23 protein-coding genes are annotated in these 26720 nt (G+C 28.4%); 9 read left to right on the forward strand and 14 right to left on the reverse strand.

Annotated elements, in window-relative coordinates:
* Nucleotides 1-15: 15 nt before the first annotated feature.
* A complete protein-coding gene (locus tag Q0J69_RS03635; RefSeq protein ID WP_297204411.1) occupies nt 16-705 on the reverse strand; it encodes a tetratricopeptide repeat protein in 690 nt (229 codons plus the stop codon).
* Between the two features lie 416 nt (nt 706-1121).
* Between Q0J69_RS03635 and Q0J69_RS03640 the strand changes: the two genes are divergently transcribed.
* A complete protein-coding gene (locus tag Q0J69_RS03640) occupies nt 1122-3695 on the forward strand; it encodes a BspA family leucine-rich repeat surface protein (protein WP_297204412.1) in 2574 nt (857 codons plus the stop codon).
* Nucleotides 3696-4211: 516 nt separating this feature from the next.
* Here the strand turns inward: Q0J69_RS03640 and Q0J69_RS03645 are convergent.
* Both Q0J69_RS03645 and Q0J69_RS03650 read right to left on the reverse strand, forming a co-directional pair.
* The gene (locus Q0J69_RS03645; protein WP_297204413.1) at nt 4212-4337 is read right to left on the reverse strand and encodes a hypothetical protein; all 126 of its coding nucleotides are present in this window, start codon (nt 4335-4337) and stop codon (nt 4212-4214) included.
* 168 nt (nt 4338-4505) lie between these two features.
* Nucleotides 4506-6665, reverse strand: a complete 2160-nt coding sequence (locus tag Q0J69_RS03650) for an ankyrin repeat domain-containing protein (protein ID WP_297204415.1) — start codon at nt 6663-6665, stop codon at nt 4506-4508.
* A gap of 222 nt (nt 6666-6887) precedes the next feature.
* On the opposite strand from Q0J69_RS03650, the gene Q0J69_RS03655 reads away from it, so the two are divergent.
* On the forward strand, nt 6888-7874 hold the full coding sequence (locus Q0J69_RS03655) for a tRNA-dihydrouridine synthase family protein (RefSeq protein WP_297204416.1): 987 nt from the start codon (nt 6888-6890) through the stop codon (nt 7872-7874).
* A 30-nt stretch (nt 7875-7904) separates the two neighbouring features.
* Here the strand turns inward: Q0J69_RS03655 and nagE are convergent, their stop codons facing one another.
* Entirely contained in the window at nt 7905-9380 is a 1476-nt protein-coding gene (gene nagE, locus Q0J69_RS03660; RefSeq protein WP_297204417.1) for an N-acetylglucosamine-specific PTS transporter subunit IIBC, read from the reverse strand.
* A gap of 393 nt (nt 9381-9773) precedes the next feature.
* Between nagE and Q0J69_RS03665 the strand changes: the two genes are divergently transcribed.
* The gene (locus Q0J69_RS03665; protein WP_297204418.1) at nt 9774-10238 is read left to right on the forward strand and encodes a PTS glucose transporter subunit IIA; all 465 of its coding nucleotides are present in this window, start codon (nt 9774-9776) and stop codon (nt 10236-10238) included.
* Nucleotides 10239-10295: 57 nt separating this feature from the next.
* Here Q0J69_RS03665 and Q0J69_RS03670 read toward each other — a convergent pair whose 3' ends face one another.
* The 3 genes from Q0J69_RS03670 to Q0J69_RS03680 all read right to left on the reverse strand — a co-directional run bounded on the left by Q0J69_RS03670 (nt 10296) and on the right by Q0J69_RS03680 (nt 14112).
* A complete protein-coding gene (locus Q0J69_RS03670) occupies nt 10296-11639 on the reverse strand; it encodes a sigma-54 dependent transcriptional regulator (protein WP_297204419.1) in 1344 nt (447 codons plus the stop codon).
* Nucleotides 11632-12825 (reverse strand): ATP-binding protein, encoded by a 1194-nt coding sequence (locus Q0J69_RS03675; RefSeq protein WP_297204421.1) that lies wholly within the window; start codon nt 12823-12825, stop codon nt 11632-11634. Before Q0J69_RS03675 ends, Q0J69_RS03670 begins: the two co-directional genes overlap by 8 nt.
* A gap of 123 nt (nt 12826-12948) precedes the next feature.
* Nucleotides 12949-14112 (reverse strand): MFS transporter, encoded by a 1164-nt coding sequence (locus tag Q0J69_RS03680; RefSeq protein WP_297204422.1) that lies wholly within the window; start codon nt 14110-14112, stop codon nt 12949-12951.
* A 162-nt stretch (nt 14113-14274) separates the two neighbouring features.
* On the opposite strand from Q0J69_RS03680, the gene Q0J69_RS03685 reads away from it, so the two are divergent.
* Together Q0J69_RS03685 and Q0J69_RS03690 are read left to right on the forward strand one after the other, a co-directional pair.
* Nucleotides 14275-14955, forward strand: a complete 681-nt coding sequence (locus tag Q0J69_RS03685; RefSeq protein ID WP_297204720.1) for a spore coat protein — start codon at nt 14275-14277, stop codon at nt 14953-14955.
* Nucleotides 14945-15325, forward strand: coding sequence for a GIY-YIG nuclease family protein (locus Q0J69_RS03690; protein ID WP_297204424.1), 381 nt, complete (start codon nt 14945-14947; stop codon nt 15323-15325). The genes Q0J69_RS03685 and Q0J69_RS03690 overlap by 11 nt, the downstream gene beginning before the upstream one ends.
* Here Q0J69_RS03690 and tsaD read toward each other — a convergent pair.
* The 4 genes from tsaD to gyrB form a co-directional block, all read right to left on the reverse strand.
* A complete protein-coding gene (gene tsaD / locus Q0J69_RS03695) occupies nt 15322-16344 on the reverse strand; it encodes a tRNA (adenosine(37)-N6)-threonylcarbamoyltransferase complex transferase subunit TsaD (protein ID WP_297204426.1) in 1023 nt (340 codons plus the stop codon). The two genes, Q0J69_RS03690 and tsaD, sit on opposite strands and share 4 nt — an antisense overlap.
* Nucleotides 16345-16470: 126 nt before the next feature.
* Nucleotides 16471-16773, reverse strand: a complete 303-nt coding sequence (locus tag Q0J69_RS03700) for a PTS sugar transporter subunit IIB (RefSeq protein ID WP_297204430.1) — start codon at nt 16771-16773, stop codon at nt 16471-16473.
* 19 nt (nt 16774-16792) lie between these two features.
* A complete protein-coding gene (locus tag Q0J69_RS03705; RefSeq protein WP_297204432.1) occupies nt 16793-17755 on the reverse strand; it encodes an NAD(P)-binding domain-containing protein in 963 nt (320 codons plus the stop codon).
* Nucleotides 17756-17851: 96 nt separating this feature from the next.
* The gene (gene gyrB / locus Q0J69_RS03710; protein ID WP_297204433.1) at nt 17852-19765 is read right to left on the reverse strand and encodes a DNA topoisomerase (ATP-hydrolyzing) subunit B; all 1914 of its coding nucleotides are present in this window, start codon (nt 19763-19765) and stop codon (nt 17852-17854) included.
* 676 nt (nt 19766-20441) lie between these two features.
* Between gyrB and argC the strand changes: the two genes are divergently transcribed.
* The 4 genes from argC to Q0J69_RS03730 are packed head-to-tail and all read left to right on the forward strand — an operon-like array spanning nt 20442 to nt 24937.
* Nucleotides 20442-21500 (forward strand): N-acetyl-gamma-glutamyl-phosphate reductase, encoded by a 1059-nt coding sequence (gene argC, locus Q0J69_RS03715; RefSeq protein ID WP_297204435.1) that lies wholly within the window; start codon nt 20442-20444, stop codon nt 21498-21500.
* Nucleotides 21501-21529: 29 nt separating this feature from the next.
* Nucleotides 21530-22783, forward strand: a complete 1254-nt coding sequence (gene argJ, locus Q0J69_RS03720; RefSeq protein WP_297204437.1) for a bifunctional glutamate N-acetyltransferase/amino-acid acetyltransferase ArgJ — start codon at nt 21530-21532, stop codon at nt 22781-22783.
* A 22-nt stretch (nt 22784-22805) separates the two neighbouring features.
* Complete coding sequence (gene argB / locus Q0J69_RS03725) at nt 22806-23666, forward strand: acetylglutamate kinase (RefSeq protein WP_297204721.1); 861 nt, start codon at nt 22806-22808, stop codon at nt 23664-23666.
* Nucleotides 23667-23704: 38 nt separating this feature from the next.
* The gene (locus tag Q0J69_RS03730) at nt 23705-24937 is read left to right on the forward strand and encodes an aspartate aminotransferase family protein (protein ID WP_297204439.1); all 1233 of its coding nucleotides are present in this window, start codon (nt 23705-23707) and stop codon (nt 24935-24937) included.
* Between the two features lie 49 nt (nt 24938-24986).
* On the opposite strand, the gene Q0J69_RS03735 is transcribed toward Q0J69_RS03730, so the two are convergent.
* From Q0J69_RS03735 to Q0J69_RS03745, 3 genes are read right to left on the reverse strand one after another with little or no spacing between them, the layout of a single operon-like run.
* Nucleotides 24987-25541 (reverse strand): GNAT family N-acetyltransferase, encoded by a 555-nt coding sequence (locus tag Q0J69_RS03735; protein WP_297204440.1) that lies wholly within the window; start codon nt 25539-25541, stop codon nt 24987-24989.
* A gap of 8 nt (nt 25542-25549) precedes the next feature.
* Nucleotides 25550-26077, reverse strand: coding sequence for a methylated-DNA--[protein]-cysteine S-methyltransferase (locus Q0J69_RS03740; RefSeq protein ID WP_297204441.1), 528 nt, complete (start codon nt 26075-26077; stop codon nt 25550-25552).
* Nucleotides 26074-26715: an isochorismatase family protein gene (locus Q0J69_RS03745; protein ID WP_297204442.1), complete on the reverse strand. Its 642-nt coding sequence runs from the start codon at nt 26713-26715 to the stop codon at nt 26074-26076. The genes Q0J69_RS03740 and Q0J69_RS03745 overlap by 4 nt, the downstream gene beginning before the upstream one ends.
* Nucleotides 26716-26720 lie beyond the last annotated feature (5 nt).

The raw sequence follows: 26720 nt of genomic DNA on the forward strand, positions 1-26720 counted from the left end.
TCCTTTAAATTAAATTTATTTTTTATATGATGCTTGATCTAATTGCAGTAAATGCTCTTTAATATCTCTGTTTGTAGGAGCAAGTTCAAATGCTTTTGTAAGGAATTCTTTAGCATGTTCTAAATCATTTTTTTTAAGAAAAGCCCATCCTAAAGAATCTAAATATGCAGGATTATTAGGGTCTATTGATATAGCTTTTTTTATCTCTTCAATTCCTTCATCTATATCAGTACCAGTATCAGCTAGAATGAAACCAAGCGAGTTTCTGGCATTAGCACTTTTAGGATCAAGAGTTACAGCTTTTTTTAGATGATCTATTGCTTTTCTTATATTCCCTTTTTTATAATAAACATATCCCAATGCAGCATGTATTTGAGTATTTTCTACACCTGATGATAAAGCATCTATAAGTTCAAATTCGGCAAGATCATACATTTCTTTTACCGCATAAATATAGCCTACAATAATATGTGCCTGCATAAGCCTAAGAGGATTATCCAATCTTCTCATAATCTTATCAAATACTTCAAGCGTATTGTCATAATCCTGAATTTGGGCATAGGCTAATGCTAAATGATATCCTGATTCTACATCATTTTTCTCTGAGAAAATTTTTTCTAATGAATCTATGGCTTCTTTATAATTCTCATTTCTAAAGAATTTAATTCCATCTTCTAATTTGCTTCTGCTAGAGCCTATACTCATATATACTCCTGATTTTATTATGTATAATTATATTGTATATTTAAATGTAAAAATCTCAATATATTTTAATAAAACTTTTAATAAAAAAAATATGTAAAGTTTTTTATAAATCAGCACTAATTAATAATTTTTTATGTTTAAAATATTATACTATTTAATTTTTCAGTATTTAAATTATTATAAATAATAGTAAATATAGTTTTGAAACAAGTATAATAATCATATAACACTAACTTCAATCATGAAAATAGTTAAACATGATAATTAGTATAAATAGTAAAAGTAATTAAATAGATTAAGAACATAAAGTATTACAATCATAAATAAAATTATATTTTATATAGAAATTTACAGTATATATATTATACTGCATATATAATTTGAAATTATGTAAACTTATTAAGGAGCATATTATTATGAAGAAATATAAACCATCAACAAAAGAAGAATTAGAAAAATTAGTATACACTGACGGAATAAAACTTTACGATGTAGATACAAGCCTTATTACTGATATGAGCGAGCTTTTTTATAAAAGTGAAAGAAAAGATTTTGAAGGCATAGAAGATTGGGACGTTTCTAATGTTGAGGATATGTCATATATGTTTGCATATATGAGTTATGATAGTTTTGAAAGCCGTTCTAAAGCTAAGTTTAATCGTAATCTTAATAATTGGAATGTATCCAAAGTTAAGCATATGAGATTCATGTTTTATTATTGTCAGGATTTTAATCAGCCTTTAGATAAATGGGACGTTTCTAATGTTGAGGATATGTTTAGAATGTTTGATAATTGTAAAAAATTCAATCAGCCTCTAAATAGTTGGAATGTATCTAATGTCACAAATATGAGCGGTATGTTTCAGGTAGCAGAAAGTTTTAATCAGCCTTTAGACAAATGGGATGTTTCTAATGTTACAACTATGAGGGCTATGTTTAATTATGCTAAAGCATTTAATCAAGATATAAGTAATTGGGATGTTAGTAAAGTTGAAGATATGGGGTATATGTTTAGTATATGTGTTAATTTTAATCAGCCTCTTAATGATTGGGATGTGTCTAAAGTAAAAACTATGGAGGGTATGTTTAGAAGTGCTTTTGTATTCAATCAGCCGCTTGACAAATGGAATACTTCAAAAGTTGAAAATATGAATGAGATGTTTAATGAAAGTTTAAAATTTAATCAGCCTTTAAATAGCTGGAATGTATCTAATGTAAAAACTATGGAAGCTATGTTTCGCGGTACTGAATCTTTTAATCAGCCTTTGGATAAATGGGATACAAAAAAATTAAAAACAATGTTTGGAATGTTTGACTTTGCCGAAGGTTATAATAGTTTTGACTCATTAGCAAACTGGGATTTAAATAAAGTATCAGAAATGAGTAATTTATGTTTTAAAAGGTATGAAGAACTTCCTTTAAGAATTAAAGCATATCTTCAGGCATTTTATGGTTCTTATAAAGATTATTTAACTGTTACAAAAGATAATGTCAAAGAAATATATGATCTTATTTCAAAAGACACAAATAAAAAAGTTTTGTCATTTAAAAAGAGATTAGAAAGCGAGTTTAGCGAAGAACTTTCATCTGTTACAGATAATTATAATTTCAAAACTATAGAAGAAGCAGAAAAGTATGTTGAAGATAATTATAATAAAAAAGATGATAAGAAAGTTAGCTTTATAAATGATTATAAAGTTTTAATAAAAGATAAATCAAGAGAAGTTGCAAATAAAGTTTTAAAATATATATATTTGGAATATTTGCTTCTTAAAAGAGATGTAAAAAAATTAATTCAGATTGATAATATAGTTAATTTGCTTGATAAAGAATCTTTTATAAATTTTGCTAAAAATATTTATAATGAAACTAATAAAGAAACTGCTGCTTTTATATATGCTATATACGGAGGAGATGAGGCTGTAAAAAATATATATAAAAAAGAACATGACACAAAACTATCGCTTTTAATAATTAAATTAAATATAGAAAGTAAATATGTATTAAGAGTATTATACGAAATATATTCAAATACAAAAAAATCTGAAGTTCGTTATGAAGCGGATAAGTTGATTGATGAAGTTATGGAAAAAATGGATATCAGCTATAATGAATTCAAATTAAGATATTCATCTGATTTCGGATTTAATTCTAAAGGTGAAAGAGTATTAAATGAAGATTATAAATTAATTTTGAATAGTGATTATTCTTTAATGTTGTATGATATAAAAAATAACAAAGAATTAAAAAAGATTCCTCAAAACTTTGATGAAGATTTAAAAGATGAAGTAACAAAATTGAGAAAAGAGATTCCTTCTTTTATGAAAAATACTTCTTCTCTTTTGGCTGTTTTATTAGCAAGCGGAGAGAAATACAGTTATGATATATTCAAAGATATTTTTATTGATAATGCTATGATGAATAGATTTGCTTCATCTTTGATATGGAATTTATATGATAAAGATTCTAATTTTATAACTACTTTCAGATATTCAGGCGACGGAAGTTATTCAAACTGTGAAGATGAAGAAGTAAAAATTGATGATAATACTTTTATAAGTTTGTCAAGCCCTATAGAAATGGACGATAACACTATAAATAAATGGAGAAAGCAGCTTGAAGATTATGAAATATCACAGGCTTTACAGCAATTAACTGTTATAAAATTAGACAAAGATAATTTAAAAAGCGAAATAGAAAAAATAGATAATTCAGAAATAGCTTATGGTACTTTCAAGGCTTTTGGGGCAAGATATGAAATGTATTCTGAATATATAGGATACGATGTCGTTAAAAATTATTCATTAAAATCAAAGAATGGAGATACTTTTACTATAGAGGCAGATGTTAATTCTAAAACTGATTTTCATGACAGAGTAAGAATTAATATTTATTTTGATAATGAAAATGGTAAAGAAGTAAGTAACAGATTTATTTATACTTTGTTAGTATTGATGATTTGGGATTTTAGACTTACAGATTTATTTTGATTATATAAGATTATAACTGTTATAGAACTATATATGTTCTACTTTTTTCTTAATGACTTTATTGTCATATTTTTATTTAATCTTAAATAAAATTCTTTTTCATATATATGCTTATTTCAAAACTAATTTTATTTATAATTGCAACTCCATGCGTGCAGTAAGAAGGTGTTTGCATGCGAAATACTGCACGTTTATATATAAAAAATAACAAAATTACACAACATATAAAAACATTGCTTTTATAATTGATAAATTACTAAAATTGCATATATAATCTTGTCAAGTACTTTCAAAACAAGTATATTATAATTTATGAATATACAATCCTTTCATTGATGAGGAGAAAATATATACACTTTTAAAATTTTTATATTAGAATCAAGCATTAAGTCAAGCAGTATTAAATTACTGTATGATGATTAGAAAAGATATCTCACAAAATAGTCATTTAAAACATTAATATTTCTCATGACTTTATTATACCTAAACAATTATAGTTTGTCAAAAAATAAATTTTTAAATTTTAGTATTTGTGGGGACTAGCCCCCACACCCCAAGTTCTTTTGTTGGCACAAAGAACCAAAAAGACTGCATTTGACGAAGTCCGCCTCTAGGCGTAGCCCAAATTTTAGGTATTGTCATACGTTTAATACATATCTTTAAAATATAAAGTTCTAGCAATTGCGTTTTTCACTAAGTGTGTGCGGCAAAAAAGTTGATAATTCTGTATAATATGTACTAATTGACAAAATAAAATTGTTCAAGTATATACTAAATTAAATATAAAGTTACAAGTTTAACTATAAAAATTTAGTTTCTATTTCTTTGGGCTTTTTTTAGAATACCTGCAATTTTTCTAAGTTTAAGATTCTCTGCTATATCTAAAGCAGTATCTCCATGGTCATCTTCTATATTTACATCGGCTCCTTTTTCTACTAGAAATTTAACATATGGTTCAGCAAACCTTGACCCTGATGATGCACAAGCCCAAATTAAAGAAGTGTATCCTTCATAATCTTGAGCATTAATATCTGCACCTTTTTCTAATAAAACTTCAGCTAATTTTATGCGATATTCCTGAAAACTTTTATTATTAAAATTACCTTCACCCATACCAAGATATATCAAAGGAGTATATTGGTATTTATTCTTTATGTTTACATCAGCACCTTGCTCTATTAAAAAATTAGCTATTTCAAAGTCTAATATATCAATACTGCCTTCATCTGAAGTATCAAGAGTTTTATTTAAAGCTGTGTCTCCTTCATTATCTTGGGCATTTATATTAGCATTTTTTGAAACTAAATATTTTATTACATCTATATTTCTTTCATGACTATACTCACATGCTGATATTAAAGCAGTACTTCCTCCTTTATAAAAGTTTACATCAGCACCGTTTTCAACTAATAATTTTACTGTTTCTAAATTATTTACACCATATATTAAGGCTGTATTTCCATAATTATCGAAAGCATTTATATCAGCACCTTTTTGTATTAGAAGTTCTATCACTTTTATATTATGAAGTTTGGAAGCATACATTAAAGGTGTCTCTCCATGATTATTTTTTACATTTATATCAGCACCGTTATTTATTAAATATTCTGCAACAGATGAATTTTCATCATATCTAGATTCAATATGTTCATAATCTAATGAGAGTAATAGTGGAGTTACTACTGAGCTATATTCAGAATGTGTTTTGGCATTTACATCGGCACCTTTTTCAACTAAAAATTTAACCATATCATAGTCATTTCTTAAAGCTGCTATCATTAAAGGAGTATAATCATAATCTTCAGGATAATGCTCCCCAGCCTTTATTCTTGATTCTAAGTCAAAACCATTTTCTACTAATACTTTAAACATTTCTCTATTTTGTGCCAATGCTGTTGAAGCTCTATAAGATTTATTAAGAAGTGATGCTCCATCATTGTCTTTAGTATTTACATCAGCACCGTATTTTATTAATAAATTAAATATTTTTTTAGCATTTTCTAGCATTTCTTCTTTTCCATAATGATCATAGCAAATATTATAATATAATACAGTGTTTCCATCATTGTCTTTAGTATTTATATTGGCACCATTTTCTAATAAAAATTTAACCATTTCATAGTCTCCGCTTAAAGCAGCGTTCATTAATGCTGTACAGCCGTATTCATCTTGTGCGTTTATATTGGCACCTTGTTGTATAAGTAATTTTGAAATATCAAATTTTCCATAATTATTAGCAATTGTTAAAGCTGTTTTGTTTTCATTATTTGCTGTATTAGGATTGGCACCTTTATCAAGCAAATATTTAACCATATCATAGTCATTTCTTAAAGCTGCTATCATTAAAGGAGTATAATCATAATCAGATATACCCGTTTTTATTCCTGACTCTAAATCAAAACCATTTTCAACTAATATTTTAAACATTTCTTTATTTTTATCAAAAGATTCTGAAATTCTATAGGATACATCAAGGAGAGATGCTCCATCATTGTCTTTAGTATTTACATCAGCACCGTATTTTATTAATAAATTAAGTATTTTTATAGCATTTTCTGTTTCATTTTCTTGTCCGAAACTATTATGCTCAATACTATAATATAATGCAGTTTCTCCTGTTATATCTCTAATGTTTACATCGGCACCATTTTTTAATAAAACTTCAACCATTTCATAATTTGTATTTCTAGCAGTATACATTAATGCTGTAGCACCTGCTTTATCTTGAATATTGACATCAGTACCTTCTTCTATTAGCAGTTTTGCTATATCATCATATCCGCTTACAGAAGCATTTATTAAAGCCGTTCTATTATAAGAATCTAATGCATTACAGTTTGCACCTTGCTCTAAATATGATTTAACTTTTTTTATATTATTATCTTCTACAGCGGAAAATAACGATTCATCTAAAGTTTTAGAATATAAAAGAATATTAAACAATAATAATATAATAAATACTTTTTTCATATATACCCTTCCATGCCTATTGCATATAATTGGATTATATAGTCATAATTGTTCTGTGTCAAGTTATTGTAATTTATTATAATTTTATGATGAGGCATGCAATAGAAAATACCAAATTATATAAAAATAAAATATTAATTTAGTTTAAAAACAATAATATTATATTATTGAACTTTTTTACTAATTATTATATTATATCGGACAAATTAATTGGAATAAAATATGAACAGAAGCATTGTAATAGAAAACATAAATATACCTTCAAGATTCTTTTTGGCACCAATGGCAGGGTATACTGATTATGTATTCAGAAGACTGTCAAGAAGATTCGGAGCAGGACTTCTTATAACAGAATTAGTGAGTGCTGCTGCTTTAGCTAGAAGAGTAAAAAAGACATACAGATATATGGAGCATAAAGAAGATGAGTACCCTATATCGCTTCAATTATTCGGGGCAAATGAAGATGATTATAAAAAGGCTATAGAAATAACAGATTTAAGCGGATTTTCATTTATAGATATTAATATGGGATGTCCTACAAAGAAAGTAGTAAAAAATAACGGAGGGGCTGGATTATTATCTGATACTGATAAAATGGTGTCAATATTAAAAGCGGTAAAAAGTGTTTCAAAACTTCCTGTAAGCGTAAAAATAAGATTAGGACTTAAAAGAGGAGAAGGCGGAGAAATAGAAAGAGCATTAGCATTAAAAGAAAACGGAGCATGCTTTCTTACACTGCATGGAAGATATGCAAGCGACTTATACAGAGGAACTGCTGATTGGGAGGCTATAGCAAGAGTAAAAGAGGCATTAGGTAAAAATTATATATTAATAGGTAATGGAGATATAAAAAACAAAGAGGATGCTTTAAAAGCCTTTAAAATATCAAATTCTGATGGAATAATGGTTGGGCGGGCTGCTATTGGAAATCCATGGATATTCAGAGAGCTTAATACAATATTTGATGATAATGATAATTATAATAATAAAATCAATGAAAATGATAATCTAATAAACATTATGAAAGAACATATAAACGGATGCTGCGAACTTTACGGAGAAATAAGCGGTATACATTTTATGCGTAAATTCATTATGAAATATCTTACTGGATACAAAATGGAAAATAAAATAGAACTTATGAAATGCGAAAGTAAAGATGAATTATTTACAATGCTGGATAATATAATAAAAAATGACTTGCAGTAAATTAATACCGCAAGCCATAAATAATTATAACTATTCTTTTTTAACTAATTTCTTAAACTCATCAGCTAAAAATTGAACATCTGTACCAACTATAACTTGAACTGATGTTTTACCTGGTTTTAATACTCCAGGGAAGTTCCTTTTTATTTCAGCATCATTAATTATACTATTATCTTTAACTTCCAATCTTAATCTAGTTGCACAGTTATCTATATCAACTATATTTTCTGCTCCGCCTAATAAAGGAAGTAAAAGTATAGCTTTATCAGCATAAGATTTATTAGAAGAAGCACCTACTGATATTTCTCTTTCATCAGCATCTGCATCATCATCTTCTCTTCCTGGTGTTTTAAGATTGAATTTTCTAATAGCAAAATCAAATATAACAAAATATAATATAAAGAATACTATACCTTGTAAAATAAGCATATACCAATGAGTAGCTAATGGGTTTTTAGTTGATAAAAGCAAATCAATAAAACCTGCAGAGAATCCGAAGCCAGCCATCCATTTAAAGCTTGCAGAAATAATCAAAGATATACAAGTTAATATGGCATGTATAAGATATAGTACAGGAGCTACAAACATAAATGAAAACTCTATAGGTTCAGTAACGCCAGTGAAGAAACTTGCAAAAGCAGCTGCTAACATTATAGACTTAATTTTGTTTTTATTTTCAGGCTTAGCATTTTTTATGAAAGCTAAACAAGCACCAACCAGTCCGAACATCATTATAGGGAAAAATCCTGCCTGATACATACCAGTAACACCTACAGTAGCAGTACCTGCATCTATAGAAGCCTGACCGCCTAAGAAATTAGGTATATCATTAATACCAGCAACGTCAAACCAAAATACTGAGTTAAGAGCATGGTGCAAACCAACAGGAATTAAAAGTCTGTTAAAGAATCCGTATATACCAGCACCTATAGGACCAAGACCTATTATAGCTTCGCCAAATGCTACTAAAGCATTATAAATAACAGGCCAAATAACCATTAGTATGAAAGATACTATCATCATAACTACAGAAGTTATTATTGGAACAAATCTTCTTCCGCTGAAAAATGCTAAAAATTCAGGTAATTTTACCTCAGCAAATTTATTATATAAACCTCCTGCTATAACACCGCAAAGTATTCCTATAAATTGGTTATTAATTTTAGCAAAACCAGCAGGTACTTCAGCAGCATCTTTACTTTGAATCATAGCAACCGTAGCAGGAGCTAAAAGAGTTGTTACAACCAAAAAAGCAACTAATCCAGCCAAAGCAGCAGCTCCGTTTCTATCCTTAGACATACCAAATGCAACACCGATAGCAAATAGTATAGGCATATTATCAATAATAGCTCCGCCTGCCTTAATAAAGAATGCCGCAACAGGACTTCCGCCTCCCCATCCATTTGGGTCAATCCAATAACCAATACCTAAAAGAATAGCAGCCGCAGGAAGTACAGCTACTGGAACCATTAAGGATTTACCTATCCTTTGTAGATAATTAAACATATGTCCTCCGTTAAAAATTATAAAAATTTTTATATATTTACATGTTATATAAAATTTTTCTCTCTATATATAATTATAGTACTTATTTTTTTATAATCAAGTATTATACGATGTATAAAAATATTTTTTTTATATTTTTCTAATCTTTAGGTAAATTATTATTACAAACTTAAACAATTTTTAATATATCAAGTATTTTATATATTTTATTTTACAATAAAATATAAATAAAAATAATTTTTAATAAATACAATAAATATATTTAAACTAATTTAAAATTGTACGATAACAATACTTAAATAAACACGATTAATAAAATTTTAGTATATAAAGTTATTTACTTTATAAATGTTTATGTTAAAATCGTAACATAAAGAAATATTGGAGGCATATATGGGTTTATTCTCTAAAAAAATAGAAATAAAAAGTCCTATCAAAGGCAAATTAGTAGATGTTTCAGAAGTAAAAGATGAAGCTTTTTCAAGCAAAGCACTTGGAGATGGAATGGCTATTATTCCTGAGGATGGAAAAGTTTACTCCCCTGTAGACGGAGAAGTTGTTACAATGGTAGATACTAATCATGCTATAGGACTATCATCTAAAGGAATAGAGATACTTGTGCATATAGGAATGGACACTGTAAAATTAGGCGGCAAACACTTCAAAGCTCATGTAAAAGAAGGAGATAAAGTAAAGGCAGGTACTTTATTAATAGAATTTGATAAATATGAAGTTGAAAAAGAATATGATATTACTTCTCCAATAATTATACCAAATTTTTCTGAATTGAAATCATTAGATAAAACAGAACCAAGAAGCGTATCAGTAGGCGATACTATAATGATTGCTGTAAAATAATATTTGATAAATAAAAAAAGAGGGATTTTATTCCCTCTTTAAAAAATATATTTACTGTCAATCTTTAATATCTTCTTTTAATTTTCTATAAAGCGTAGCTCTTTCTATACCTAATATTTTAGCAACCTGTGCTTTATTAAAATTGTTTCGACCTAATAAATAATTTATATACATCTTTTCAAGCTCTTCCAAAGTAACATTTCCTTCTACCACAAAATCATCATCATTATTTCCTTTCAATGCCCAGTCAGGTATATTACTCTCGTCAATTTTACCATCCCTACTCATAACAACCATAGTTTCTATTGTGTTTCTAAGCTCTCTTACATTTCCTTCCCATTGTAATGATGATAATATCTTATAAACTTTTTTATCAATAGAATTTATCTCTATGGAATGAACCTTTGAAAACTCTTTAATGAAATTATCTATCAAAAGAGGTATATCTTCTCTTCTTTCTCTAAGCGGAGGCATTTCTATCTTTATAACATTAAGCCTATAATATAAATCCTCTCTAAACTTACCTTCTTTAATTTCTTCAGATAATTTTTTATTTGTAGCAGCAATTACTCTTATATCAACATCAATAGGAGTATTAGAACCTACCCTCTCAATAACTCTCTCTTCAAGAACTCTTAAAAGTTTAACCTGCACAGCCTGATTAATTTCACCTATCTCATCAAGAAATATTGTACCCTTATTAGCAGCCTCAAATCTTCCAATCTTTTTATCTATAGCTCCTGTAAAAGCTCCCTTTTCATGTCCGAATAATTCGCTTTCAAGCACACCTTCAGAAAGTGCCGCACAGTTTACTGTAATATAAGGCTGTTTTGCTCTGTCTGACATTTGATGAATTGCACTTGCTACTAATTCCTTACCTGTTCCGCTTTCGCCTTCTATCAATACTGTAGCTTTAGTTCTTGCCACCTGCTTTACAGCTTCATAAACCTTAAGAATCTTAGGGCTATGACCTATCATTCCGTAAAAACTTTCATGGTAATCTACACGCTTTTCAAGTGTTTCATTTGTCTTTTTTATATTTTTACTTTCTAATGCTCTAGCTATTATCAAAAGCATTTTATCGAGATTGAAAGGCTTTGTCATAAAATCATAAGCACCTAATCTCATCATTTCCACAGCAGTTTCCACATTGCCGTGTCCTGTTAAAACTATTACAGGTATATGCTTATCGAACTCCAAAATTTCTTTTAAAAACTCTTCGCCAGTTTTTTCAGGCATTTTTAAATCTGTTATAACTAAATCTATTCCGCCCTTATAAACTGTTTCTATTCCTTTTTCTCCATTTTCTGCAGTTACTACTTCATAACCTTCAAACTCTAATGATTTTTTAATACCATCTCTTATATTTTTTTCATCGTCTATTACTAATATCTTAGGCATAATCTAATAAATCCGTTTTTAAAAATTTTTGATTTTCCTGCTGCAATGGAAGTTTTATTATAAACTCGCTTCCCTTGCCGTATTCGCTTTCTATTGAAACATTGCCATTATGGGCTTCTATTATACGAACTACATTTGTAAGTCCTAATCCTGTACCATGTCTTTTGGTTGTGAAATAAGGCTCAAATATTTTATTTAAAGTTTCATCTTCCATTCCAATTCCTGTATCTTTTATACTTATAACAGCATAATTATCAATAGTCTTCAATTTGATATAAATCTCTTTTTTCTTATCAGCAGAATTTTCGCTCATAGCATCTATTGCATTTTGTATTATATTAATTAATGACTGTTTTATGTATTTAGCATCTAATTTTAATATTAAATTATCCTTATCAAATTTTATATCTATATTAACATTATTCTTTTCTATTTCATATTTCAAAAATGAAACTGTAGAAAGAATAAGCTCATTTATATTAACATCTTCAATATCCAATTCTAATTTGCGTACAGAAAATAAAAATGAATTAATAGTATCTTCAAGCCTAGCTATTTCTTCTTTGATTATATCAGAATATTCTCTAAAATCCTTATAACATTGACAGTCATTGTCCATATTCTTTTTTATTATTTTTTCTATAAGCTGAACATATATTGAAATAGAACCTAAAGGATTTTTTATCTCATGTGCAACGCCTGCTGCTAATGTTGTAAGAGATGCTAACTGTTCTGCCCTTTTAAGTTTATGAGTGCTTTCATAAGTTTTTGTTATATCAAATGCTTTTATAAGAGTTCCTATTATTCTTCCGCTGTCCCCTATAGGAAGTATATTTATCTGAAGTATTCTTTCATTGTCATTATCTTTTAATAATTTAGTTTCTGAATCATTGATGTTTATAAGCTCTAATATTGTTTTTCCTATATCATTAGTATGCATGTATTTTGAAAGAAATTTGCCTTCAGAATTTCTAGGTATTGAAAATAAGAAACAAGCCTTTTTATTTATCTCCTGTATTATGCCTTTATTATCTATTGCAATTATACCTTCTTCAAGATTTTCTATGATTATGTTTTGAGAGTATAAAAGAGTGGTAAGTCTTTTAAATACCTTTTTCTTTTCAATGTCAGAAACTTTATCGAAATTCTGCAGAATTTTATCAAAAAACTGATTAGTCCTATTCATTCACTAAAGTATAATAAAAAATATAAAAAACTTCAATAGTAAAAAATTATATAACAGCATTCTAAATATTTATATTAGTTAAAAATTTTTTATATAATTTTTGCTATTATAAATATAATTAATTTAATTAGCATTATCCTTATTTATAGCCAGCCTAATTACTACTGATATAAATGTTAATATCAAAAACATTATTCCGCATAATATTATATTTTTTATTCCTATTTTTGAAATAAATAAACCTCCTATAGAAGTGCCTATAGTTATTCCTAAATTTCCAAATGATATAAAAAGCCCATTTGAAAATTCTGGTGCCTGAGGAAGTGCTGATGTAATCCAATACTGCTGTATATTATTTCCCATTCCATATACCATTCCCCACACAAATGCTAAAGCAAACATCATAGAAAATAATCCTCCGAATATAAATACTAAAATATATACTGCTGTAAATACAAAAGGATAAATACCTACAAATTTTAATGCATTCTTTGATAAAAATTTACCCGCTAAAAAATTGCCTATTATACTTGATATGCCGAATAAAAATAGTATAATACTTGAATATTTACAAGTAATATTTGATACTGTTCTAATATATTGAGCAAAATAACTGTAAACCGATGACATTGATGCTGCAATCAAAGCTACAGTTGATAATGATATCCAAGTTATAGGAAATTTTAATACAGAAAGCTGATAGCCATAAGAAAGTTTTTTAACTGCAGGCATCGAAGGAACTATAAATAATATTCCAATGAATGATATAATGTTTAAAAAAGCAGCGAAAAGCATTGAAGCCCTATAGGAATATGTTTCAGCAATAAAATTAGAAGCTGGTGTTCCTATAACTATTCCTGCCGAAACTCCCATCATTATAAAAGCAACTACTTTAGGTATATCTTTTTCTTCCGCTGTTTCTGAAGCTATAATAAATGACATTGAGCAATAAATAGGATGAAAAATAGCTGGTATTATTCTAAATATCAAAAGCACATTAAAACTATTTGTAAATGCTGATACTATATTGCTTATTATAAACACAGCAATTACTATTAACATTGATATTTTTTTATTTATTCCAGAGAATAATAAAGGCATTATTATTCCTGATATTGCTATTGTTAAAGCAAAAGCACTAACCAATATTCCTGCTTTATCTATAGTTATATTAAAAGTGTTAGAAATTATAGGAAGAACACCAACTATTCCTATTTCTGTATTTAATATTGAGAATATTGCAAATGACAATACCAATACTAGAATATTATTGTTTTGTTTTAACATAAAAATCATTCTCCTTATTAATTTTTATTGGATTATACCATTTTAGTTAACTCCAGAATCAATATGTAATTTTACAAAAAATTAATTTTTTACAAATTGACAATACTAATTATTACATTATAATTAAAAAACTTTTAATAAAAAAATATAGGTATTATTATGATGAAAAAAATAGTTATTATACTAGCTTCAAGAATAGGCTCAACAAGACTTCCAAATAAAGCATTAAAACCGATGTCTGAATGCAGCAGCATGCTTGAACTTATTATTAAAAGACTAAGAAGCTCCAAAATAGCAGATGATGTAATTGTTGCCACTGAAGAAAAATCATTAGATGCTTTTAAAAACATATTTGATAATCTTAAATGCAGTTATTTTGTAGGAAGTGAAGAGGATGTTTTAAACAGATATACAAAAGCAGCTGAACAATTCAATGCTGATATTATCGTACGTGCTACAGGTGATAATCCATTAGTAAGCATAAAAGCATTGGACATGATAGTAGATTATCATATAGAAAAAAATGCTGATTTAAGCCATTATGATTTACTTCCTTACGGCAGCGGAGTTGAGGTTATAAATTATGATGCTTTAAAATATGCTGATGATAATTCTAATGATAAATTTGAACATGAACATATAACACAGTATCATTACAGAAATGCTGATAAGTTCAAAATAGAAAATCCAAAAGTTAATAATGATTTTGCTATGCCTGAATTAAGAACAACCGTTGATACTTTAGAAGATTATAATAATGTATGCAGTATATTCAAAAAATATAATAATAATATATATATAGATGTTGATACTATAATAAGCGATATACGAAATGGAAGATGATAAAAATAAATATTATGTTTACATAATACTTTGCGAAGATAATTCATATTATACAGGCATCACAAATAATCTTATTAACAGATTTAAAAAACATCAAAAAGGAAAAGGTGCTAATTATACAAAATTTCATAAGCCTATGAAATTTCTCTCTGCTTGGGAAGTTGATAATGTTAATATTGCTTTGAGTATAGAATATTATATAAAAAGCATGGACAAAAAAACAAAAATATTATTTACAGAAAATAACAGACTTCTTAAAAGTTATTATACAAAAGAGATGAAAAATAAAAAAAATTATAAAATAAAAATCAGAGTAAGAAGCATAAGTAAAAAAAATATAGAAAAAATTAATAGTATATTACAAAATTAAACTTTACCTTTGTTTTTATTATATTTTTTATTTAAAACTCTTGAAGCACAATCCAAACTATAATCAGCATAATCCTGCTTATCCTTCATATAGTATGCAAGTCCTCCAACCATAGCCGCATTGTCTGTTGTATATTTCAATGCTGGAAGATAGCATTCAAAATCTTTAGAATTTCCGAATCTTTCACGCAGATAACTATTGCAGGCAACTCCTCCTGAAAGAGTAACCCTTTTTATTCCTGTTTTTTCAACATATTTCTGAGTTTTTATATACAAAGGTTCTATTGCACTTACTTGAAATGCCGCTGCTATATTTTCATTAGTAGCTTCATATCCGTTTTTTAAATATTTTTTTGTAGAATAAACACATGCAGTTTTAAGTCCGCTGTATGAAAAATTAAACTCATCTGCTCCGTTTAAAAGTATAATAGGATATTTTATAGCATCTTTGTTTCCATCTTTTGCCATCTTATCTATTATAGGTCCGCCAGGATAGCCTAGATTTAAAAACTTTGAAACCTTATCATAAGCCTCTCCTACGGCATCATCCAATGTAGTACCTACAACCTTATATTCTCCATGGTCATAAACTTCTGTTATTATTGTATGCCCGCCTGATACAACTAAGGCAATATACGGAAACTCAATTTTATTTGTAAGATGAGGAGAGTATATATGTGCTGCTATATGATCCAATGCTATTAAAGGCTTATTCAATGAAAATGCTAATGCTTTGGCAGAACATACTCCTACAAGCAATGAACCTAAAAGTCCTGGTCTGTTGGTTACAGCAAATAAATCTATATCATCCAATGTAAGATTAGCATCTTTTAATGCTTTATCTACTACATAAATAATAGCCTCTAAATGCTTTCTTGCCGCTATTTCTGGTACAACTCCTTGAAAGTCTTTATGAGCATCTATTGATGAACTCAATACAGATGATAAAACATTATTTCCATTCTCTACTACAGCAGCCGATGTATCATCGCATGAAGTATCTATAGCCAATATTTTCATATATTCTCCAATTATAATTTACAGCATTGATAATATATTCTTTATAATCATTTGTAAATACTAATAATGTATATAAAAATAATGACAGGCTGTATAAACCTGTCATCAATATCAATATATAATTTATTATTTATTTTTTAATTCTTCTACATATCCTGAAGTTTCTAATTTTTCTTTAAACTCTTCCTCTGATAATATATTTTTTATGCCAATAACTTTTATTCCTTTTTCAGATGCATGACTAAAATGATTTAAAAAGTTGAAAGGGCAGAAAATCAAATCATAATCTTCCATTTTGCAGCTTTTTAAATCGCAATGGCTTAAATCAAAATTTTCTATGCCAACTTCTTTTAAAGCTTTTGAAACTTTATCTTTCATCATCAAGCTAGTACCAGCACCGCTTGCACAAGCAACTAATACTTTTAACATATATGTTTACTCCTTCATTTTATTTATTAATTAAATCATGAATATGTTTTACTATATCAAAACCAGCATTCAAAGCCTTAGCTATAGAACCGCCAGATTTATATAATATATCTCCTGCAATATATAGATTTTCAACTGAGCTTTCATGATTATCTTTTACTATAGGAACTCCGCTTTCATCTAATTCTATATCGCATCTTTTTAGGAAATCTACAGGAGCAACTCCTCCTAAAGCATATATAACTCTGTCATAAGTATCTTCTGTATCATCAGTATAATGAACAAGTACTTTTCCACCTTTATCCTCTATTGATTTAATATCAATACCCAATTTAGCCTTTACTTTTCCGCTTGCAATATCTTCTTTTATAGTTTCTAAATTCTTTTCATTAGGTCTTGTAAACTCAGCTTTTCTGTAATTGATAGTAACATCATTATCCTTTCCTAAAAGGTAAGCGTACTCAACAGCAGAGTTTCCGCCGCCTACAACTAATATTTTCTCATTTTCTTTGCATTTATATATGTTAAAATTTACAACAGCATTCAAGCTTGCAGGTATGGCATAATCAGGTTTATTAGGTCTTCCCATTTTACCTATTGAAGCTACAACGTATTTAGAAATATATTTTTTATTATCAGCAGTATTTACTTCTAAATATTCTCCATTTCTTTTGATAGATTCTACTTCAGTATTGAACATTGCTTCTATATAATTTCCAAATAAGCATTGACTGAACAAATCCAATACATCGCCTTTAGTTGCAGTTTCAAATTTAATATTTCCTTTCAGGTCTAAAGCTTCGCCTTTATAATCTTTATCAACTCTTTTGTCATCTTTATAGAATTTTCTAATAGTAGTAGAGTGGTTATCACCTTTCTCCAATAAAAGTACTTTAGGCATCTCTAATATGGCAGCCTCAACTGCAGAAGCTATGCCTCCAGGACCGCCGCCTACTATAATTAAATCATATTTATTATCCATATTTTTTACTCCTTCTTAAAATTATACAATTATCTTTATTATAAAATAAAACAATATTTAAGAAAAATACAAATATAAAAAATACAAAATTACAGATTAAACGTCTAAATTTTTAACATATCTGGCATTAGATTCTATAAAATCTCTTCTAGGCTTAACTTCATCCCCCATTAACATAGAAAATAATTGATCTGCTTTTTCGGCATCTTCAGTCAATACCTGATACATAAGTCTGGTTTCTGGATTCATGGTAGTTTCCCATAGCTGATCAGCATTCATCTCACCTAAACCTTTATATCTCTGTATGTCGTATTTTCTGTCCTTATTTTCTGCCAATATTTTATCCCTTTGTTCATCAGAATAAGCATAAATAAAGTTTTTCTTATCAAAACTTATTTTATACAAAGGAGGAACAGCTATAAATATATGCCCCAAATCTATTAAAGGACGCATATATCTGAAGAAGAATGTTAAAAGCAAAGTTCTTATATGAGAGCCGTCAATATCAGCATCAGCCATTATTATAACTCTTCCGTATCTTATTTTAGATATATCAAATGAAGCACCAACTCCGCATCCTAATGCTGCTATTATAGGTTTTAAACTTTCATTATCTATAATCTTATCAAGTCTGGCTTTTTCAACATTTAATACTTTACCTCTAAGCGGCAAAATGGCTTGGAAATGTCTGTCCCTTCCGCCTTTTGCAGTACCGCCTGCCGAGTCCCCCTCTACAAGATATACTTCGCATTTATCAACTTCCTGCTCTGAACAGTCAGCCAATTTGCCCGGTAAAGAATCGCTTTCTAAGGCATTCTTCCTTCTAGCCAAATCTCTAGCTTTTCTGGCAGCTTCTCTAGCCTGTGCAGCAGATATTATTTTTTCTAATATAGCTTTTATAACTTTAGGGTTCTGTGAGAAATAATCATTCAAACCTTCTACAACAAGTTTTTCAGTTACAGCACGAACCTCAGTATTTCCTAATTTAGTTTTTGTCTGTCCTTCAAACTGAGGATTAGGTATTTTTACAGATACCACAGCAACGAGTCCCTCTCTTGTATCTTCACCCATAAATGTTATTTTGTTCTTTTTATCTAATTCAAGTTTTTTGGCAAAGTCAGTGTAAACTCTTGTTAAAGCGGTTCTGAATCCAACCAAATGAGTACCACCCTCTGTTGTATTGATATTATTACAGTATGTAAATATATTTTCATTATAAGCATCAACATACTGCATAGCTACTTCTACATCAGTTTTATCTTCTGTTTTATGAAGATAAATTGGCTTATCATGCAATGTTTTTTTATTCTCATTTAGATGGGTTATAAACATCTCTATACCGCCCTCATAATAGAACTCATTGCTTACAACTTCTGATTCTCTTTTATCTGTAAGTGTTATTCTTATTCCTCTGTTCAAAAAAGCTAATTCCCTTAGTCTGTTGGCAAGAATTTTGTAGTCATATATTGTAGTTTCAAATATTTCAGCATCAGCTTTAAATGTTACAGTAGTTCCATTTTTAGTGCTTGTACCTACTTCTTTAACAGGCTCTTCTGGAACACCTCTGTGATACACTTGTTTATATAATTTTCCGTCTTTTCTTACTTCAGCAATGAGTTCAGTACTTAAAGCATTAACTACAGATACACCTACACCATGCAGACCGCCTGACACCTTATAAGTTTCATTGTCAAATTTACCGCCCGCATGCAATTTAGTCATAACTACTTCCAAAGCAGAAATTTTGAGTTTAGGATGCATATCAACAGGTATTCCTCTTCCGTCATCTTCAACTTTTATTATATTGTCTTTTTCGATAGTAACAGTTATATTCTTACAATATCCTGCCATAGCTTCATCTATACTATTGTCTACAACCTCATATACTAAGTGATGCAAACCTTGAGAACCTGTAGAACCGATATACATACCGGGACGCTTTCTAACAGGGTCTAACCCTTCCAAAACTTGAATATTCTTCGAGCTATATGTTTTTTCTGCAGCAGCCATATTTGTAGTTTTCCTCTTAAATATTTAATTTTCAAATTTTAATGTAAATATTATACAATGAATATAGAAATATTACAAATTTAAATTACAGTATTTTTTATAAAAAATGTTAGAATATTCTAAAATATTTATATTTTTTATATATCAATAATTAAAAGATTTTCATGTATTTTTTATTATTATTTTTAATACTTAATATTAAATACAATTATTATACATATTTCAAAATGTCATATAGCTATATATGTTTAACTTTACTTGATACAATATTTTTGATTGTGATATGTATTATCTAAGAAATCAATCTATGATTATTGTATCAACATGTATAATATTACTGTCATATTTTATTTAATCTTAAATAAAATTCATTTTAATCTAATGCTGTAAACTATTTCTGCTGCTTCAGTAATATATATTCTTTCTAATTTATTTTTAAGATAGCATTCATCAAAATATTAGTTATACCCATCAAAAGAAAATAATTATAAAATTATTGACATTTTTAAAAAAATAAAATATTATTATTGGCAACAGTAAATAGATTAGGATTATCGCTATGTATATATTCATTGCTACATTATTTGTTCATACCAGGTAATTCTTTAGTTTAATTCATATTTCAGTTCAAATCATTCTACTTATTAATTACAAATCTTTATTATGGAGTTTATCAATGATAAGAGTTTCAGTTATAGGAGCAACAGGGTACGCAGGTGTAGAGTTAATCAGACTTCTATTATCACATCCAAAAGTTAAATTACAAAATTTATCTTCAAAAAGTTTTATTGGCAAAACAATAGATGAAATATACGCAAATCTAAATAAAAATTGCAGTAAAACTTTAATAGATGAAAATAGTATTTTTGAAGAAACAGACGCAGTATTTGCATCATTGCCGCATGGCTTAAGCGAAGAAATAGCAAATAAATGTTATGAAAAAAATATTCTATTTATAGATTTAGGTGCTGACTTCAGACTTAGCAATGAAGAAGATTATAAAAATTGGTATAAAAAAGAATACAAATATAAAAATCTGCATGATATTGCTGTTTATTCAATACCAGAAATAATTAAATATGATAATGTATATAACAAAAAAGATTTAAAAAATGCTAAAATCATAGGAAATCCAGGATGCTATCCAACATCTATAGCTTTGGCATTGACTCCTGCATTAGTTAATAAATTAGTAGAAAAAGATGATATAATAATAGACTCTAAATCAGGAGCTACTGGAGCAGGACGCGAATTAACATTAAATACTCATTTCACAGAATGTAATGAAGCATTTGCCCCATATAAAATAGCTGAACATAGACATACACCTGAAATAGAACAAACTTTATCAAACATATATGGAGAAAATATAAAAGTAACTTTTGTACCTCATTTGCTGCCTCTTAATAGAGGAATAGTTTCAACAATATATACTAAGTTAAAAGATAAAAATATTTCATTAGAAAATATACATAAAGTTTATACTGAGTTCTATAAGGATTCAAAGTTTGTACGTGTACTTAATATAGGAAATATTGCTAATTTAAAAAACGTAAAATACTCAAATTACTGTGATATATCATTACATATAGATAAAAGGACAAACAAGCTGATAATAGTATCAACCATAGATAATATGGTAAAAGGAGCTGCAGGACAGGCTATTCAAAATATGAACATAGCATTAGGGTTAGATGAAGACACTGGATTAAATATGATTCCTCCAGCGTTTTAAGATTTAAAAATTTATTTGGGAGAGTAAGAATGACAGAAAATAATGATAACATAAAAAAAGTTGAAGGCGGCGTATGTGCTGCTAAAGGTTTTTTTGCAAACGGAGTATATGCGGGAATAAAAAAGAAAAAAGAAAAAAAAGATTTAGGTGTCATATACAGCAAAAGTATGTGTTCTGCTGCTGCTGTATATACAAAAAATAAGGTATGCGGAGCAAATATTATAGTAAGCAGAGAACATTTAAAAAATGGTCATGCTAAAGCTATTATATGTAATTCTGGAAATGCCAATACATGTAATAAGGACGGAGTTGAAGTAGCAAAAGAAATGTGTAAATATACTGCTATGCATTTGAATATAGATGAACAGGATGTTGCTGTAGCTTCAACTGGCGTTATAGGTATGCCTCTTTCTATAGAGCCTATAAAAAATAATATCAGAACTTTAATAGATAATGCACAAAATACTGCTGAATATTCTAAAAATGCAGCATTGGCTATATTAACAACTGACACATTTACAAAAGAATCAGCATATTCTTTTGAATTGGATGGTAAAACAATCAGTATAGGCGGTATAGCAAAAGGAAGCGGTATGATTCATCCTAATATGGCTACAATGCTTTCTTTTATTACAACAGACATTAATATAACCCCTCAAATGCTTCAAAAGGCTTTAAGTGAAGATGTTGTAAATACATATAATATGATTAGTATTGATGGAGATTCATCAACAAATGATATGTGTGTAATACTTGCTAACGGTGAGGCTAATAATAAATTAATAGACTCTGATAATGATGATTATAAACTATTCTGCCGTGCTTTAAATAAGTTAAATATGCATCTTTCAAAACTTATAGCAAAAGACGGAGAAGGTGCTACAAAACTAATAGAATGCGAAGTTATAAATGCTTATGATTTAGATACTGCAAGAAAAATAGCTAAATCTGTTATACAGTCAAGTCTTGTAAAATCTGCTATATTTGGATGCGATATGAACTGGGGAAGAATATTATGTGCTATAGGATACACTGAAGCTGATAATATTGAAATAGATAAAATTATAGTAACGATTGCATCCAGCTTCGGTTCTATAGAGGTATTCAGAAATGGATACGGATTAGAATTTGATGAAGATGAGGCTCTAAAAATACTTAAAGAAAATGAAATAAAAATAATGATTAATATGAACAGTCAAAAAGATAATGGTGTAAAATCCGTTTCTTGGGGATGCGATTTAACTTATGATTATGTAAAAATTAATAGTGCCTACAGAAGCTAAAATAGGGATAAATATTATGAGTATTACAAATATATCAAATAAAGATAAGGCATATATTTTAAATCAGGCATTGCCTTATATACAAAAATACCAGCATAAAACTATCGTTGTAAAATACGGCGGAAGTGTTATGGAAAACAATGAATTGAAAGAATCTGTTATGAGCGATATTGCTCTGCTATCAACATTAGGAATAAGAGTAATAGTTGTTCATGGCGGCGGAAAAGAAATAACAGAAATGCTAAAAAGAGTCAGTATAGAATCAAAGTTTATAAACGGGCTTAGATATACTGATAAAGAAACGGCTGAAATAGTAAAAATGGTGCTTGCTGGAAAAGTAAATAAGGAACTTGTAGGGATACTTAACAGTTGCGGAGGCAAATCCCTTGGTATATGCGGTATAGATGGAAATATGTTTAAAATAAAAAAATATGAATCTAATGATGATTTAGGTTTTGTAGGAGATGTTGAAGAAGTAGACTCTCATTTATTAGAAACTATTATAACGAATAAATATACACCGATAGTTGCAACTATTGGATGCGACAGTGAAGGCAATGTATACAATATAAATGCTGATACAGCTGCTGCCAAAATAGCTGAAAGCCTTAAAGCCGAAACTTTAATGTTTATGACTGATACACCTGGATTATTGAAAGATAAGGATGATGAATCAACTTTAATACAAAGAATAAAAGTTGATGATTTAGATAAATTGTTAAAAGACGGAACTATTTCAGGAGGTATGATACCTAAAGTTAAACATTGTATTAATGCTGTACAAAACGGTGTAAAAAAAGTATTTATAATGGATGGAAGAGTGCCTCATTCTATGATAATACAAATGTTTACCGATGAAGGTATAGGTACAATGTTCTATTAATAAATAATTAAAAATAATATAAAAAATTGGAGAATAAAATGCCTGCAAAAAAATCTGTAAAATCTGTTAATAAAAAAAAGGAATCTAAAAGAAAAAAAGAATGTATTAACAATAGTAAAAAATATGTAGCAAATACCTATGCTAGATTTGATTTGGTACTAGCATCAGGAAAAGATGCAAAATTAAAAGATATTGATGGTAAGGAGTATATAGATTTAGGAAGCGGTATAGGTGTTAATAGTATAGGATATGGAAATAAAAAATGGATTAATACTGTTACTAAACAGCTAAAAACATTACAGCATACTTCAAATCTTTATTATAACAAACCATACATAGAATTAGCTAAAAAACTATGCACTATGACTAAATACGATAAAGTATTCTTTGCCAATTCAGGTGCTGAGGCTAATGAGTCTGCTATAAAATGTGCAAGAAAATATTCATTTAATAAATACGGAAAGAATGCTGATTATAAAAGATATAATATAGTAACATTAAAAAATTCTTTTCATGGAAGAACTATGGCTACAATTTCTGCAACCGGTCAGGAAGTTTTTCATAATTTCTTTTTCCCATTTTTGGAAGGATTTTTATTTGCTGAAGCTAATAATTATGAAGATACTGTATCAAAGCTCAAAAATAATGCTTGTGCTATAATGATGGAGCTTGTACAGGGAGAAGGAGGAGTTATACCTCTCAATAAGGAGTATGTACAAAATGTAAGAAAATATTGCGAAAAAAATGATATACTTTTTATAATCGATGAAGTTCAAACTGGAGTTGGAAGAACAGGTAAATTTCTGTGTTCGGAACATTTCAATATCAAACCTGATATAACAACATTAGCAAAAGGTTTAGGCGGAGGACTTCCAATAGGAGCAATGCTCATGAATAAAAAATGCTCTGATGTATTTGTAGCTGGGGATCATGCTTCAACATTCGGTGCTAATCCTGTAGTTTGCAGCGGAGCTTTGGAGGTGCTAAAGATAATAGATAAAAAACTGCTTAAAAGTGTAGAAAAGAAATCTAAATATATAAAAAGCAAATTATTAAAATTAGATAATGTAGTAAGTGTGGACGGAATTGGTTTAATGCTTGGAATCGGTCTTAAAGAGAATTTAAATGCAAGAGAAATAGTAGAAAAATGTATAGAAAAAGGTGTTGTACCTTTAACTGCTAAAAATAAAATAAGACTTCTTCCTCCTCTAACTATTACAGATAAAGAATTAAAAAAAGCTGTTGATGTACTTTGCGAATGCATAGGTTAAAATAATTATAAAAATTACGGCTTTGCTTTTAATTAAAAGCAAAGCCTTTTTAAATTTCATCATTTAATATAGTCATGTGAATATGATCTTCCCATTTGCCGTTTATTTTTAAATACTTTTTAGCAAGCCCCTCATATTCAAAACCTAATCTTTTAACAAGATCTATTGAAGGTTTATTATGCGGCATTATATTAGCCTCTATTCTGTGAAGCTTAATTTCCTTAAATACTATTACTATTGCTGCATGCAAGGCTTCTGTCATATATCCTTTATGCTGTTCATACTCATCTAATTTATAGCCTACTGTAGATGATAAAAAAGCACCCTTAAAAATATTTGCAAAGTTAATCATTCCTATGATTCTATTTTTATCTTCTATTTTGTATATCCAAAATTTTAACATTCTTCCGCATTTAATTTCTTCAAGCTCTCTTTTAATAATATCTCTATGAGTAGAAACTTTATAAAATGCATCTGCTCTGTAAGGATCAAAATCTATAAAAAAATCTTTATTTCTGCTGTAAAAATTAACTATTTCTTCAGCCATATTAATATTAGGCTGTACAAGAAATAGTCTGTTAGTTTTATAAGTTTTTTTAAGCATATAAAAACCTATTTAATTTTAGAATTTATAATATTAAAGCCTTCATGCCTTAATAAATATTCTTTCTTATCCAATCCGCCTGCATATCCTGTTAATTTTTTATTTGCCCCCACTACCCTATGACAAGGTATTATTATAGCTATATTATTTTTTCCTTCAGCATTTCCAACAGCACGCGATATGCTTCCCCTGCTATCAGAAACTTTTTTGGATATATCAGAATAAGTTACAATATTTCCAAAAGGTATTTTATAAGTTTCAAGCCAAACATTATATTGAAAATCTGTTCCGTACAATGCTAAAGGAATAGAAAATAGTTTCAATCTTTTTGAAAAATACCCATCTAATTCTTTTTTTGCTTTTTTTATAACAGAAGGTTCATCATATAAAATTTTTATATTATCTATTATATGAAAACCTAATGAAGTAATATATTTTGAAGTATTATCAACTGAAAGTATCAAATCACCTATTGGGCTTTTATATATATATGCCTTATCATTATCTTCTTTTTTATCAAGCCTTACTATATTCACAGTTTAACCTTTTTAAGATTAATAATAGGACAAGATGAATACAAACCTTCTATAGCCTCAGGATTAACAGCAACGGAAGCATATTCAAGAACATTAACACTTACTAAATACTCAGCATCAATAGAAGCTACATATTCTGCCGTATCTCTAGCCGTATAAAATACGCAGTAATCAAGAGAAACTCCTACAAAATCTAATATTAATGTTTCTTTATTTTCTCTGGCGGCATCTATAAATTCTTTATGCATATAAGAAAAACCAGAATTACCCTCATCATCAGGATCAACGCCCTTCTGAACATATATATAATCCCTCTTTTTTCTTAAACCATCAACTATTGCAGAACCATAAGTTCTAGCAACGCAATGACGAGGCCATAAAGTTAAAGACTCTTCATCTCCAGTATCCTGATCTATAACTTTTACCTTAGAAAAAGGTTCTTTTCCATGAGTAGAAGCAAAAGATATATGATTGGACGGATGCCAATCCTGTGTTGCAATTATAGCATCATATTCGCCGTTCTTGATAAGATCGTTTATCACTGGAACAAGTTTACTGGCTCCCTTAACGGCCATAGGACCGCCTTCCATATAATCATTTTGCATATCTACTATTGTAAGTATTTTTATTCTGCTCATAATTC

The sequence above is a fragment of the uncultured Brachyspira sp. genome, from assembly GCF_944388875.1.
GTDB lineage: Bacteria > Spirochaetota > Brachyspiria > Brachyspirales > Brachyspiraceae > Brachyspira.